15 protein-coding genes are annotated in these 13,958 nt (G+C 66.8%); 6 read left to right on the top strand and 9 right to left on the bottom strand.

Annotated elements, in window-relative coordinates; genetic code table 11:
- The 7 genes from IB257_RS09255 to rpe all read right to left on the bottom strand — a co-directional run bounded on the left by IB257_RS09255 (position 1) and on the right by rpe (position 6,566).
- Positions 1–864: a LysR family transcriptional regulator gene (locus IB257_RS09255; protein WP_054455250.1), complete on the bottom strand. Its 864-nt coding sequence runs from the start codon at positions 862–864 to the stop codon at positions 1–3.
- 19 nt (positions 865–883) lie between these two features.
- Entirely contained in the window at positions 884–1,672 is a 789-nt protein-coding gene (gene trpC, locus IB257_RS09260) for an indole-3-glycerol phosphate synthase TrpC (RefSeq protein ID WP_054455247.1), read from the bottom strand.
- Positions 1,669–2,700 carry an anthranilate phosphoribosyltransferase gene (gene trpD, locus IB257_RS09265; protein ID WP_054455246.1) on the bottom strand — a complete coding sequence of 344 codons (1,032 nt, stop codon included), beginning with the start codon at positions 2,698–2,700 and terminating at the stop codon, positions 1,669–1,671. Before trpD ends, trpC begins: the two co-directional genes overlap by 4 nt.
- A gap of 12 nt (positions 2,701–2,712) precedes the next feature.
- Entirely contained in the window at positions 2,713–3,279 is a 567-nt protein-coding gene (locus tag IB257_RS09270; RefSeq protein WP_042795593.1) for an aminodeoxychorismate/anthranilate synthase component II, read from the bottom strand.
- A 56-nt stretch (positions 3,280–3,335) separates the two neighbouring features.
- Positions 3,336–4,856 carry an anthranilate synthase component I gene (gene trpE / locus IB257_RS09275; protein ID WP_054455241.1) on the bottom strand — a complete coding sequence of 507 codons (1,521 nt, stop codon included), beginning with the start codon at positions 4,854–4,856 and terminating at the stop codon, positions 3,336–3,338.
- Positions 4,857–5,114: 258 nt separating this feature from the next.
- Entirely contained in the window at positions 5,115–5,822 is a 708-nt protein-coding gene (locus tag IB257_RS09280) for a phosphoglycolate phosphatase (protein WP_192492212.1), read from the bottom strand.
- A 15-nt stretch (positions 5,823–5,837) separates the two neighbouring features.
- Positions 5,838–6,566 (bottom strand): ribulose-phosphate 3-epimerase, encoded by a 729-nt coding sequence (rpe, locus tag IB257_RS09285; RefSeq protein ID WP_054455236.1) that lies wholly within the window; start codon positions 6,564–6,566, stop codon positions 5,838–5,840.
- A 129-nt stretch (positions 6,567–6,695) separates the two neighbouring features.
- On the opposite strand from rpe, the gene apaG reads away from it, so the two are divergent.
- The 5 genes from apaG to IB257_RS09310 all read left to right on the top strand — a co-directional run bounded on the left by apaG (position 6,696) and on the right by IB257_RS09310 (position 11,534).
- Entirely contained in the window at positions 6,696–7,070 is a 375-nt protein-coding gene (gene apaG / locus IB257_RS09290; RefSeq protein ID WP_039882644.1) for a Co2+/Mg2+ efflux protein ApaG, read from the top strand.
- 38 nt (positions 7,071–7,108) lie between these two features.
- Positions 7,109–8,410, top strand: coding sequence for a murein transglycosylase A (locus IB257_RS09295; protein WP_054455234.1), 1,302 nt, complete (start codon positions 7,109–7,111; stop codon positions 8,408–8,410).
- Positions 8,407–9,576: a UbiH/UbiF family hydroxylase gene (locus IB257_RS09300; protein WP_054455232.1), complete on the top strand. Its 1,170-nt coding sequence runs from the start codon at positions 8,407–8,409 to the stop codon at positions 9,574–9,576. Before IB257_RS09295 ends, IB257_RS09300 begins: the two co-directional genes overlap by 4 nt.
- Positions 9,577–9,718: 142 nt before the next feature.
- Positions 9,719–10,516, top strand: coding sequence for a DsbC family protein (locus tag IB257_RS09305; RefSeq protein ID WP_125473353.1), 798 nt, complete (start codon positions 9,719–9,721; stop codon positions 10,514–10,516).
- Between the two features lie 61 nt (positions 10,517–10,577).
- On the top strand, positions 10,578–11,534 hold the full coding sequence (locus IB257_RS09310; RefSeq protein WP_125473354.1) for a D-2-hydroxyacid dehydrogenase family protein: 957 nt from the start codon (positions 10,578–10,580) through the stop codon (positions 11,532–11,534).
- A 63-nt stretch (positions 11,535–11,597) separates the two neighbouring features.
- Here the strand turns inward: IB257_RS09310 and ttcA are convergent, their stop codons facing one another.
- Together ttcA and folB are read right to left on the bottom strand one after the other, a co-directional pair.
- Complete coding sequence (ttcA, locus tag IB257_RS09315; protein ID WP_192492213.1) at positions 11,598–12,566, bottom strand: tRNA 2-thiocytidine(32) synthetase TtcA; 969 nt, start codon at positions 12,564–12,566, stop codon at positions 11,598–11,600.
- Positions 12,567–12,568: 2 nt separating this feature from the next.
- Positions 12,569–12,928: a dihydroneopterin aldolase gene (folB, locus tag IB257_RS09320; protein ID WP_008164827.1), complete on the bottom strand. Its 360-nt coding sequence runs from the start codon at positions 12,926–12,928 to the stop codon at positions 12,569–12,571.
- A gap of 123 nt (positions 12,929–13,051) precedes the next feature.
- Between folB and IB257_RS09325 the strand changes: the two genes are divergently transcribed.
- A complete protein-coding gene (locus tag IB257_RS09325; RefSeq protein WP_192492214.1) occupies positions 13,052–13,954 on the top strand; it encodes an NAD(P)/FAD-dependent oxidoreductase in 903 nt (300 codons plus the stop codon).
- The last annotated feature ends 4 nt before the right edge of the window (positions 13,955–13,958 follow it).

Below are 13,958 nucleotides of genomic sequence, written 5' to 3' on the forward strand. Positions count from 1 at the left end.
TCAGGCGGCCCGCGCGATCTCGTATATTTCCTCGATCAGGGCGGCGCGGACCGATTGCCGGTTCCATAGCAGGCCGACGCTGCGGAAGTGCTCGTCGTCCGGCAGGGGGATCTTGCGCAGCCCGGAGTCCGGGCGCAGTTCGCCTGCGCCGTCCGGCACCAGGGACACGCCCAGTCCCTGGCCTACCAGCAGCGCGATGACCTCGATGGAAGCGGTTTCGATGCGTATCTTGGGCCGTATGCTGTGCTGGCGGAAGTAGTTGGCGGCGAGCTGCCCGCCCCACAGCTTGCGGTCATAGCAGATCAGCGGATTGGCGCGCAGCAGCTGGTGCGGGTCGGTCTCGGCGAGCGAGGCCGGCGCCAGCACCACCAGCGGCTCGTCACGCACCCGGCGCCATTCCAGGTTCTTGGGCATCTGGAACTGCGGCTGCAGTATCAGTGCCGCGTCCATCTCTCCGTCGCAGATCTTGCTGTAGAGATTGACGGAATAGCCCTTGACCAGGCTGATTTCGAGATTGGGATGCCGGTCGATGAGACGCGCCAGCAGCGTGGGCATCAGCGTGGTCATGGCCGAATCGAACGCGCCCAGGGTCAGGTGGCCGAACACCACCGGCCCCTGGGACGCGGCCTTCAGGTTGCGCACCTCTTCCATGACGTGCTTGGCCTGCGCCAGGATCTGCGCGCCTTCGACCGTGGGTTTGACGGTGCGGCCGGAACGCACCACCAGCTTGAAACCCAGTTCGTCCTCGACCTTCTTGATGCGCTGATTGACCGCCGCCGGTGTCAGGCCGTTCTTGCGCGCAACCTCGGCGATCGAACCCTGCTCGATGACCTGGATGAAATTGAGCAGGAAGGTGGTGTCCATGGGCTCCCGGGCCGGCCGGTCAGCCCATCAGGCGCGCAAGTTCCGCGCCCGGATCCTTGGCGCGCATGAAGGCTTCGCCCACCAGGAAGGCGTCGACCTTGTGCTGGCGCATCAGCTGCACGTCTTCCGGCTTGAGGATGCCGCTTTCGGTTACGACGCGCTTGCCCGCGGGAATCCGGGGCAGCAGGTCCAGGGTGTTCGACAGGCTGGTCTCGAAGGTGCGCAGGTTGCGGTTGTTGATGCCGAGCAGCGGCGTCTTCATGGTCAGCGCGACGTCCAGTTCCTTGGCGTCGTGCACTTCCACCAGCACGTCCATGCCCAGTTCCATCGCCAGCGTTTCATAGTCGCGCAGTTGCGCCGGGCTGAGCGCGGCCACGATCAGCAGCACGCAGTCCGCGCCCATGGCGCGCGCGGCGATGATCTGGTAGGGATCGATCACGAAGTCCTTGCGCAGCACCGGCAGCGAGCAGGCCGCGCGCGCCTGGCGCAGATGGTCGTGGGAGCCCTGGAAGAACTGCACGTCGGTCAGCACCGACAGGCAGGCCGCGCCGTGCACCGCATAGGTGGCGGCGATTTCCGGGGGATTGAAAGGGTCGCGCAGCACGCCCTTGGACGGCGAGGCCTTCTTGATTTCGGCGATGACGCCGGGCTTGCCTTGCGAGATCTTGTCTTCGATGGCTTGGGCAAAGCCACGCACGTCCTGCCGCGCCTGCGCTTCGCGCAGGACTTCGGCTTCGCTGCGCATCTGGCGAGCGGCGGCGACTTCCTCGGCCTTGACGGCGAGGATCTTCGCGAGAATATCGTTCATTTCAGGAATTTCCGGGTATATGCGCAGAATTCTTCCAGCTTGGCTCGCGCCGCGCCGGTGGAGATAAGTTCAAATGCTAGAGCCAATGCCTCGGGAATGGAATCGGCCTTATTGCCAGCATAAATGGCGAGTCCCGCATTGAGCGCGACGATGTCGCGGGCGGTGCCCTCGACATTTTCGAGCGCCTCGATGACAAGCTCGCGCGATTGTTCGCGATTGGACACCTTGATGCTGCGGTTGGACATCATGGATAGCCCGTAGTCCTCGGGATGGATCTCATATTCGAGGACCTTTCCGTCCTTGAGTTCCCCGACCAGGGTGGCGCCGCCCAGCGAGGCCTCGTCCATGCCGTCCTTGCCGTGCACCACCAGCACGTGGCGCGAACCCAGGCGTTCCAGCACGCGCACCTGGATGCCGACCAGGTCGGGGTGGAACACGCCCATCAACTGGTTGGCGGCGCCGGCCGGATTGGTCAGCGGGCCCAGGATGTTGAAAATGGTGCGCACGGCCAGTTCCTTGCGCACGGCGGCCACGTTCTTCATGGCGCCATGGTGGGCGGGCGCGAACATGAAGCCGATGCCGGTGGCCTGGATGCACTCGGCCACCTGTTCGGGCGTCAGCACCAGGTTGGCGCCCAGGGCTTCCAGCACGTCGGCGCTGCCGCTGGACGACGAGGCGCTGCGGTTGCCGTGCTTGGCGATCGGCACGCCGGCCGCCGCCGCCACGAACATGGCGGTGGTGGAAATGTTGAAGGTATGGCTGCCGTCGCCGCCGGTGCCGCACATGTCCAGCAGGTCGGCGGGGTTGGGCGTGACCACGGGCGTGGCGAATTCGCGCATGACCTGTGCGGCGGCGGTGATTTCGCCTATGGTCTCTTTCTTCACGCGCAGGCCCATCAGCAAGGCGCTTGCGATCTGCGGCGACATTTCGCCGCGCATCAGCATGCGCATGAGATGCAGCATTTCGTCGTGGAAGATTTCGCGGTGTTCAATGCAGCGCGTCAGCGCTTCGGCGGGGGAAATAGTCACGATGCGTCCTTCTTAGGCGAGGTTCAGGAAATTGCGGAGCAGGGCATGGCCGTGCTCGCTGAGCACCGACTCGGGATGGAACTGTACTCCGTATAGCGGCAGGGTCTTGTGGCGCACGCCCATGATGTCGCCGTCCGGCGCGGTCGCGGTCACGGCCAGGCAGTCGGGCAGGGTCGCGGGGTCTATGGTCAGCGAGTTGTAACGGATCACGGTGTACGGGGTGGGCAGATCGGTGAAGATGTCCGTGCCGGTATGCGAGATCTGCACGGTCTTGCCGTGCATGATCTGCTGCGCGCGCACGATGTCGCCGCCGTAGGCCGCGCCGATGGCCTGATGGCCCAGGCACACGCCCAGGATGGGTTTCTTGCCCGCGAAGGCCTGGATCACGGGCACCGAGATGCCTGCCTCGGCCGGCGAGCAGGGGCCGGGCGACACGCAGATGCGGTCCGGGTTCATGGCGGCGATCTCTTCCAGCGTGATCTGGTCGTTGCGCGCCACGCGCACGTCTTCGCCCAGTTCACCGAAGTATTGCACCAGGTTGTAGGTGAAAGAGTCGTAGTTGTCGATCATCAACAGCATTTAATTCTCCTGTGGGGCCGCCCGGCGGCCCGGATATGTCCGGTGGGGGCGGGGCCTCAGATGGGCTCGTCCAGGCCGTGCTGCACCTGCTCCGCCGCGCGCAGCACCGCGCGGGCCTTGGCTTCGGTTTCGGCCCATTCGGCTTCAGGGTTGGAATCGGCCACGATGCCGGCGGCGGCCTGCACGTACAGCGTGCCGTCCTTGATGACGCCGGTGCGGATGGCGATGGCCACGTCCATTTCGCCGCCGTAGCTCAGGTAGCCGGCCGCGCCGCCGTAGATGCCGCGGCGCACGGGTTCCAGTTCGTCGATGATCTTCATGGCCTCGACCTTGGGCGCGCCGGTCAGGGTGCCTGCGGGGAAGGACGCGCGCAGCACGTCCATGCTGCTCATGCCCGGGTTCAGCGTGCCGGTGACGTTGGACACCAGGTGCATCACGTGCGAATAGCGTTCGATCACCATGGTGTCGCTGACCTTGACCGAGCCCACCTGGGCCACGCGGCCCACGTCGTTGCGCGCCAGGTCGATCAGCATCACGTGTTCGGCCACTTCCTTGGGATCGGCCTTCAGTTCGGCGGCCAGGGCGGCGTCTTCCTCGGGCGTGCCGCCGCGCTTGCGGGTGCCGGCCAGGGGACGGATCGTGATCTGCGACTTGGGTTCGCCGTTTTCCACCACGCGTTCCTGGCGCACCAGGATTTCCGGCGACGCGCCGACCACCTGGAAGTCGCCGAAGTTCCAGAAGTACATGTAGGGGGAGGGATTGAGCGACCGCAGGGCGCGGTAGAGGGAGAGGGGGGAATCGCGGAAGGGCTTGGCGATGACCTGGCCAATCTGCACTTGCATCAGGTCGCCGGCGGCGATGTGTTCCTTGGCGCGGTGCACGGCCGCCAGATAGTCTTCCTTCTTGAAGTCGCGCCGCTCTTCGGTCTGCATGCTGGCGTGGCTGTAGGGAATTTCCACCGGGCGTCGCAGTCGGGCGCGCAGGTCGTGCAGGCGCTGCTGGGCGCGGCTGTAGGCCTCGGGCTGGCCCGGGTCCGCGTAGACCATCAGGTAGATGCGGCCGGCCAGGTTGTCGACGATGACCAGCTCGTCCACGTGCATCAGCATCAGGTCGGGCGTGCCGCCTTCCATGCCGGCGGGGAACGGCTTGACCGCCGGGCCCAGGCAGGGCTCGATGTGGCGCACGGTGTCGTAGCCGAAGTAGCCCGCCAGGCCGCCGCAGAAGCGCGGCATGCCGGGACGCAGGGCGACCTTGAAGCGGCTCTGGTATTGCTCGATGAAGGCCAGCGGATCGCCGTCATGGGTTTCGGCGACCTTGCCGTCGTGCAGCACCTCGGTGCGGGTGCCGCTGGCGCGGATCACCGTGCGGGCCGGCAGGCCGATGAAGGAATAACGGCCGAAGCGTTCGCCGCCCACCACCGACTCCATCAGGCAGGTCATGCGCCCGCCCTGGGGGCCGGCGTGCGCCAGCTTCAGGTAGATGCCCAGCGGGGTGTCCAGGTCGGCATAGGTTTCGGCGACCAGGGGGATGCGGTTGTAGCCTTGTGCGGCGAGGGCCTTGAATTCGATTTCGGTCATGTCGGGTCTCGTGAGCGATTTATCTGCTATCGGACCAGGCGCGCAACAAAAAAGCCCGGTCCAGGTTACTGGTTCCGGGCTTGGCTCTGTGTTTACACAGCTACGGCACTAGGCGGCATACGCGTCCAGGGCCGGGAGGGATCATCGCCACCCGGAAGACAAACGCCACCAGCGCCACGAGGCGCCGAGCATTTGGTTCTGGATGGAAACGTTCATTGAGCTTTGTTCAGTATTGAATTCGCGGTGAGCCGCCGTTGTTCAGGAGCCTGTTTTTGCCGCGTTCTGGTTTTGATTCCAGAGCGCGACCCACTGGGCGGCGGCGACTAGCGTGTCAACTATACCATCGACATCCAGCTCGCGCACGTCCCGGCCTTCGTTGTAACCGTAAGGCACGACCAGGACCTGGGTGCCGGCGCTGCGGCCCGCCTGCGCGTCATTGACGGAATCGCCGATGGTCACGGCTTCGTGCGGAGCGACGCCGAGCAGGTCGCAGGCATGCACCACCTGATCCGGATCGGGCTTGCGGCGCTCGCAGGTGTCGCCGCAGACCACGGCATCGAAAAAGCCCGCCAGGCCCGTGCGTTGCAGCAGCGGCAGGGTGAATTCGGTGGGCTTGTTGGTGACGACGGCCAGCTTCAGCCCTTGCTCGCGCATGAGCTTCAGGCCGTCGATGACGCCAGGGTAGATCTGCGCTTTTTCGCCATTGGACAGGTGGTAATGGCGATAGAAGGCGGCGCGGGCGACATCGAACTCGGCGGCGGTGGGGTCGACCGCGTCCAGGCTGCCGGCCAGGCTGCGGCGCACCAGGTTGTCCACGCCCTTGCCCACGAAGGTGGCCACCACGTCTTCGCGCAGCGGCGACATGCCCAGCTCCACGCGCATGGCGTTGGCGGCGAAGGCCAGGTCGGGAATCGAATCCAGCAGGGTGCCGTCCAGGTCCAGCAGCGCGGCGCGAAAAGCGGTCATGTCGGTTCCCGGAGCTTAGATGGCGGTGGTTTCGCCGATGGCGATCTGTTCGCGCATGGACTTGATGATGCCGGCATAGTCCGGCTTGCCGAAGATGGCGGAGCCGGCCACGAAGGTATCGGCGCCGGCGCGGCGGATTTCAGCGATGTTGTCGATCTTCACGCCGCCGTCGACCTGCAGCACGATTTCCTGGCCGCCGGCCTGCGTCCAGGCGTCGATGCGCGCGCGCGCCTCGCGCAGTTTGGTCAGCGCGCCGGGGATGAAGCTCTGGCCGCCGAAGCCCGGATTCACCGACATGATCAGGATCAGGTCGATCTTGTCCATCACGTAGTCCAGGTAGGACAGCGGGGTGGCGGGGTTGAACACCAGGCCGGCCTTACAGCCGTTTTCGCGGATCAGCGACAGCGTGCGGTCCACGTGGCGGCTGGCGTCAGGGTGGAAGCTGATGTAGTCGGCGCCGGCCTTGGCGAACATCGGCACCAGGTCGTCCACCGGTTCCACCATCAGGTGCACGTCGATCGGCACCTGGACGTGGGGGCGGATGGCCGCGCACACCATCGGGCCGATGGTCAGATTGGGGACATAGTGGTTGTCCATCACGTCCACGTGGATCCAGTCGGCGCCGGCGGCGACGACGTTGCGGACTTCCTCGCCCAGGCGGGCGAAGTCGGCCGACAGGATGCTGGGGGTGATGCGGGTGGAAGCCTGTTGGGTAGACATGATGTTCGGGATCGGGGAGGGCATAATGTGCCATTATTGCAGTTTGAGGCGCGGTACCGGGAATGGCCCGGCCCGGCGGGTCCGGGAACCGCGTCTTTTCCAGCGTCCGGCGCCGTACCACGGCCGCCCGCCAGCACCACACAGGGAAGGACTGTGAAACCTTACGACCTGAGCGTCTCTGTCTCTCCGCGCTTCGTGCCTGAACAGTCCGATCCTGGCGAACAGCAGTTCGTGTTCGCCTATACCGTCCGCATCACCAATACCGGCGAGCATCCCGCCCAGGTGATCAGCCGCCACTGGATCATCACCGATGGCAACCAGCGCGTGCAGGAAGTGCGCGGGCTGGGCATCGTGGGCCAGCAGCCCTTGCTCGCGCCCGGCGAAACCTTCGAGTACACCAGCGGCTGTCCCCTGCCCACGCCGGTGGGCACGATGCGCGGCACCTACCACTGCGTCGGCGAGAACGGCATACCGTTCGAAGTGCCGATCTCCGAATTCGTCCTGGCCATGCCGCGTACCCTGCATTGAATGGCCCGGCCATCCGTCGCACGTTTTTTCATTTGCTCATGAAGCGCATTCTCAGTCTGTCCGTGCTGTCCGTATTGCTGGCGGCATGTTCCACCCCCTCTGACATTCCTCCCGACTCCGGTTCGACCGGCATCCCCGGCCCGTCCGCGCCCGCGGCCGACGGCCCGCTGGTGGTGCCGTCGCTGGCGTCCTTGCCCGATACTCCGCCGCGTGCGCTGGCTGGCAAGTACAAGGCGGCCAACTGGGCCGAGATGCCCGGCTGGACCAACGATGACCTGTCGCGCTTCTGGCCTCTGTTCCTGCGCAATTGCCGCGGCCTGATGCGGCCGACCAGCGGCAACCTGGCCGCGCCCGCGCGCGCCACGCCGCGGGCCTGGCAGCCGGTCTGCGCGGCCGCCGCAGATCCGTCCCGCGCGCCTGCCGCGGGCGATGGCGAGGGCGTGCGCCGCTTCCTGCAGACCTATCTGCAGCCCTGGCGTCTGAACGCCGCCGACGGCAAGCCGGCCACCAACACCGTGACAGGCTATTACGAGCCCCTGGTGCGCGGCTCGCGCCGCCAGGGCGGCAGCCATCAATGGCCGCTGTACACCGTGCCCGCGGACCTGCTGACCATCGACCTGGGCTCGATCTATCCGGAACTGGCGGGCAAGCGCGTGCGCGGCAAGCTGGACGGCAAGCGGGTGGTGCCTTATGACTCGCGCGCCGCCATCGAGTCCTCCGGCCGGCGTCCGCCTGTGCTGGTGTGGGTGGATGACCCCGTCGACAACTTCTTCCTGCAGGTGCAGGGCTCGGGCCGCGTGCAGCTGACCGACGGTCCCGATTCCGGCAAGACCATCCGCGTGGCCTATGCCGACCACAACGGCCAGCCTTACGCCTCCATCGGCCGCTGGCTGATCGACCGCGGCGAGTTGTCGGCCGACCAGGCTTCCATGCAGAACATCCGCGCCTGGGCCCAGCGCAATCCCAAGCGCGTGCCGGAAATGCTCAACGCCAACCCGGCGGTGGTGTTCTTCCGCGAAGAGGCGGTGGTCGATCCGGAACAAGGTCCCAAGGGCGCCTACGCGGTGCCGCTGGCCCCCATGCGTTCGATCGCGGTCGACGCGGGTTTCGTGCCGCTGGGCACGCCGGTGTTCCTGGCCACGACCTATCCGGCGTCCGACCGGCCGCTGCAGCGCCTGGTGCTGGCCCAGGACACGGGCACGGCCATCCGCGGCGCCGCGCGCGCCGACTTCTACTGGGGCTACGGCGACGACGCCGGCCAGCAGGCCGGCCGCATGAAGCAACGCGGCCAGATGTGGGTGCTGTGGCCGAAACAGGCCGGGGAGCCGAGCGCAAGATGAGCCATCAGATCGTCGTTTGCGGGGCCGGCATCGTCGGCCTGTCCACTGCCCTGGCGCTGGCCCGCCGCGGCCAGCGCGTGGCCGTGCTGGCGCCGCGCGCCAGCGTGCCGCCGGCCGATCCCGACCGCTACCACCCGCGCGTCTACGCCATTTCACCCGCCAGCCAGCGTTTCCTGGCCGAGCTCGGCGTGTGGGACGCCATGCCCGCGTCCCGGCTGACGCCGGTCAACGCCATGGAAATCCACGGCGACGCCGACGGCCAGGTGAACCTGAGCGCCTGGCAGGCGGCGCTGCCGCAGCTGGCCTGGATCGTCGAGTCCGGCGAAATCGAGCGCGTGCTGATCCAGGCGGTCCGCATGTTCGGCATCCCGTGGCTGGAGGACCGCTGCACGGGTTACCGCGACGGCGCCATCGACACCGAAAGCGGCGCGCGCATCGAGGCCGAGCTGTTCGTGGGCGCCGATGGCGCGGCGTCGCCGCTGCGCGAGGCCGCCGGCCTGAAGCATGAATCCGTGTCCTACGACGACACGGGCCTGGTGGTGCACCTGGACGCTGAGCGTCCGCACCAGGGCACCGCTTTCCAGTGGTTCCGAGACGACGGCGTGCTGGCCCTGCTGCCGCTGCCCGATACCTCTGCCGGTCCGCAGGTTTCCATGGTCTGGTCCATGCGCACCGAGCTGGCCCAGGCACTGCTGGCCCTGCCGCCCGAGGAGCAGGCCGCTCGCCTCGAAACCCTGCTGGCCGACGCCGCCGAAGGCCGCCTGGGCGCGCTGAAGGTCCGCAGCAAGCTGCATGGCTTTCCCTTGACGCTGGAGCGCGCCCAGATGGTTGCGCCGGGTATCGCGCTGGCGGGCGACGCGGCCCACCGCCTGCACCCGCTGGCGGGCCAGGGGCTGAACCTGGGCCTGGGCGACGTCGAGGCGCTGGCCCGCGTGGTCGCGGGCCGCGAAGCCTATCGCTCGGCGGGCGACCTGCGCGTGCTGCACCGCTACCAGCGCGCGCGCGCCGAGCCGGTGCTGGCCATGCGCCTGGCCACTGACGGCTTGCACAAGCTGTTCGCGTCGCGGGCGACGCCGCTGGTCTGGCTGCGCAATGCCGGCATGCACTGGGTAGAGCGGGCGCCTTTGATCAAGCGCCGCCTGATAACCGGGGCCTCGGCCAACTAGGGCCGGATCCGTCCCGCGGAACCTCGCCCGCGGGCGGATTGTCTGATCCTTAGGGGGCGCCTGCCCGCAGACCGGATTCGCCCAGGCGCGGATCGGTTACCCTTTCCGCACAAGAACACGATAGATGAGTACAGGAGTACCGATGAATTTCCGCATATCCGCCACCTTGGCGGCTTGTTTCCTGGCCGCGGGCCTGGGCATGTCCGCCGGCGCGGCGGCCCAGGGCGACAAGTCTGTCTCCACCCAGTCCGTGGGGCAGCCCGCCAAGGGCGACAAGAGCTACTCCACCACCCAGGTGGCGCCGGCCGATCCCGTGGCGGACGCGGTCAAGGAGCGTTTCCGCCAGCGTTTCGACGGCATGGACGTCACGGCCGTGCGCCGCACGCCCTACGGCCTGTTCGAAGTGCAGCTGGGCATGGACCTCATCTACACGGATGAAAAAGTGACGTGGGTCATGGAAGGTCCGCTGATCGACGCCATGACGCGCCGCGACGTCACCCGCGAAACGCAGGAACGCCTGAGCGCCGTGTCGTTCGACCAGTTGCCGCTGGATCTCGCCATCAAGCAGGTCAAGGGCGACGGTTCGCGCAAGGTCGCGATCTTCGAAGACCCCAACTGCGGCTACTGCAAGCAATTGCGCAAGACGCTGGAAAACGTCGACAACATCACCGTCTACACCTTCCTCTATCCCATCCTGTCGCCCGATTCCAAGGACAAGGTGCGCGATGTGTGGTGCTCGAAGGACCCGGGCGCCACCTGGGATGACTGGATGCTGCGCGGCAAGAAGCCCGCCACCGCCAATTGCGACGTGCCCGAGGACAAGCTGTTGGCCTTGGGCCAGAAGCTGATGGTGCGCGGCACGCCGACCACGTTCTTTGCAGACGGCTCGCGCGTCAGCGGCGCCTTGCCGCTGGAGCAATTCAAAGCCCGCTTGAACTGACCGGCGCGCGGCGCCGGCCGGGAGGCTGGCGCCACAGGCGCCAAGCCCCCGGAGACAGCTTTTGAAAATCGCAATACTCGACGATTACCATGACGTAGCCAAGCGCTATGCGGATTGGACCTCGCTGGGCGGTGACGCCGAGGTGCAGATCTTCAACAACTTCATTCCCGAAGAACAGGTCGAGCCCACGCTTGAACCCTACGACGTGATTGTCGCCATGCGCGAGCGCACGCCGTTCCCCGCGGAGCGGATCCGCGCCCTGCCGAACCTGCGTCTGCTGGTCACCACCGGCATGCGCAACAACGCTATCGACATGCAGGCCTGCGCCGGGCAGGGCATCATCGTCTGCGGCGCGCCCGGCAGCGCCGACGCCAACACCGCCACGGCCGAACTGGCCTGGGCGCACATCCTGGGCCTGTTCAAGCACCTGCCGGCCGAAGACGCGGCCATGCGCCGCGGCATGTGGCAGACGGCCATGCCTGAACCATTGGCAGGCAAGCGCCTGGGCGTGCTGGGCCTGGGCAAGCTGGGCGCGGCGGTCGCCAAGGTAGGCCTGGCCTTCGGCATGGACGTGGTGGCCTGGAGCCCCAACCTGACCGACGAGCGCGCCGAGGCGGCGGGCGTGAAGCGGGTGGACAAGCACGAACTCTTCGCCACGTCCGACGTGGTCAGCCTGCATCTGATCCTGTCCGAGCGCAGCCGCCATGTGGTCGACGCGGCCGCGCTGGCCGCGATGAAACCGACCGCGTACCTGGTCAACACTTCGCGCGCCGGCCTGGTGGACCAGGAAGCCTTGATGGACGCGCTGGTGAAGTTCCGCATCGCCGGCGCCGGCCTGGACGTCTATCCCGAAGAGCCGCTGTCGCCCACGGATTCCGTGCGGGACCTGGACAACGTGATCCTGACGCCGCACCTGGGCTACGTCAGCCGCGAGAACTTCGAAGCCTTCTATCAGAATGCGCTGGAAGCGGTGAAGGCGTGGAAAGCCGGCAAGCCCATCCGCGTGCTGAACGCGTAGGCGTAGCGCCTGCAAATGAAAAAGGCTGCGCAGGGCAGCCTTTTTCATTTCTGCGCGCAGTTTTCAGCTGCGCGTGAACGTCACCTTCTTTTCGACAATGGCGCCGGGCTCCAGCGGTTGCGGCGTATCGCCACAGGCTTCGCCAGCATCTTCCTGCGGATCCTCGGCGTCGAACGCCGTGTCGCCATTGACGTCCGGCTGGCCAGTAGGCTTCAAACCCACGAAGTCGAACAGGTCGCGGTCCATCAAGTGCGAAGGCACCACGCGCGACAGCGCGTTGAACACGTTCCACGAGCGGCCCGGATGCTGCTTGTCCCATTCCTTGATCATGCGGCCCACTTCCTTGCGCTTCAGGTTCTCTTGCGAACCGCAGAGATTGCAGGGAATGATGGGGAACTGCTTGAGCTCCGCGTAGGCGATCAGGTCGGTTTCCGGCACATAGGCCAGGGGGCGGATCACCGTGTGGCGGCCGTCGTCGGACACCAGCTTGGGCGGCATGCCCTTGGCCTTGCCGCCGTAGAACAGGTTCAGGAAGAACGTGCCCAGGATGTCGTCGCGGTGATGGCCCAGCGCGATCTTGGTCGCGCCCAGTTCAGAGGCGACGCGGTACAGGATGCCGCGGCGCAGGCGCGAACAGAGCGAGCACATGGTCTTGCCCTCTTCCAGCACGCGCGTGACGATGGAATACGTATCCTGCGTCTCGATGTGGAAGGGCACGCCCAGTTCCGTCAGGTACTGCGGCAGTATGTGGTCGGGAAAGCCCGGCTGCTTCTGGTCCAGGTTGACCGCGATCAGCTCGAACTTGAAGGGGGCGCGCTTCTGCAGCTGCAGCAGGATGTCCAGGAGCGCGTAGGAATCCTTGCCGCCCGACAGGCAGACCATGACGCGGTCGCCTGCTTCGATCATGTTGTAGTCGGACAGGGCGCGCGTGGTTTCGCGGGCCAGGCGCTTGGTCAGCTTGTTGCCTTCGTGGCGGGCCTTTTCTTCGGCCTCGGTGCGAAAGCGCACCTCAGGGGTAGCGATATCGTTCATGGTCAACGCGTGATCTGGATTTCCACGCCTACCGCCGCGCAGTCGGAAAAGGCCATGGGCTTGCTGATGCGCAGGCGCAGCGCGCGGATTTCCTGGAAGTCGGCCAGCAGGCGCGCCGCGACCTGCTCCGACAGGGTTTCGATCAGGTTCACGTGCGCCTGCGTGCATTCTTCCACGATGGCCTCGCGCAGCCGGCGGTAGTCCAGCACGCTGTGGATGTCGTGGTCGTCGACCGAGCGTTGGATGTCCACGTCGAAGTCGGCGTCGACATGCAGGGGCTGGGTGGCGCGGCGCTCGTGCTCGAGGATGCCGATGCGGGCGTCGAGCGCAAGCCCGGAAAGAATGATGCGGCGTGTAGGCATGATGAAAACCTGGGTGGGGTAGCCCGGAATTGTAAGGCGACAGCGGAACGGGGGCGGCGCGCTGGCTACAATCCGGCCATGCCGGGCGTCCGTGAGGCGCCGGCGCAGTCAATAAGGGGTGAAATGCAACAGATGCACGATTCGGTCATTGTAGGCGGCGGCCCGGCCGGCGCTTCCTGCGCCCTGTGGTTGGCGCGCCTGGGCCTGTCCCCGCTATTGGTCGAGGCTGGCCCCCGGCTGGGCGGGTTGGGCAATGACAATCCCTTCGCCGACGACTGGATCGCCGTGCTGCCGGGCGTGACCGGACAGCAGGTGGCTGCCAACATCGACGCCAGCGTGCGCGCGGCCGGCGTGCCGGTGCGCCTGGAAACCCGCGTAACCGGGGTGCGTCCCTGCAAAGGCGGCATCGAGGCGACGCTGGCAGACGCAGACGGCGCCGAATCCCTGGTGCGCGGGCGCACCCTGGTGATCGCCTCGGGCGTGCGCGCCAAGGGGCTGCCGGACCACCCGCCGGGCGCATCCTGGCCCGGCGTGCTGATCGGCCCGGGCTCGCCCATCGTGGCGCAGGACTATTCGGGCCTGTCGGTGGCGGTGCTGGGCGGGGGCGACAACGCCTTCGAAAACTACGTCTACGTGCGCAACCGCGGCGCCCGCAGCGTGCATCTCTATGCCCGCAGCGTCCGCGCCCAACAGCAATGGGTGACGCGCGCCGGCCGCGAAGGCGTGCATATCGGCCCATACAAGGTGGACCCCGCCACCCGCAGCGTGGACGGCAAGCAGTACGACCTGATCCTGGTCTTCTACGGCTGGGAGCCTCAGGCCGGCTTTGCCGACAGCCTGCACCTGGCCCGCGACGAGCGCGGCTACATCCGCACGGACTTCGCCACCGCCGAGACCAGCGTGCCCGACATCTACGCCGTGGGCGAGGTGGCGCACCGCATGCATCCCTGCGTGGTGACCTCCATGGCCGACGGCGTGGTCGCGGCCAAGGCCATCCAGCGCCGTTGGGAGCGCGGCGCGGACTAGCTCT

Origin of the sequence: Achromobacter sp. ACM03, assembly GCF_014851665.1 — a bacterium.
Taxonomy (GTDB): Bacteria; Pseudomonadota; Gammaproteobacteria; order Burkholderiales; family Burkholderiaceae_B; genus Achromobacter; species Achromobacter aegrifaciens.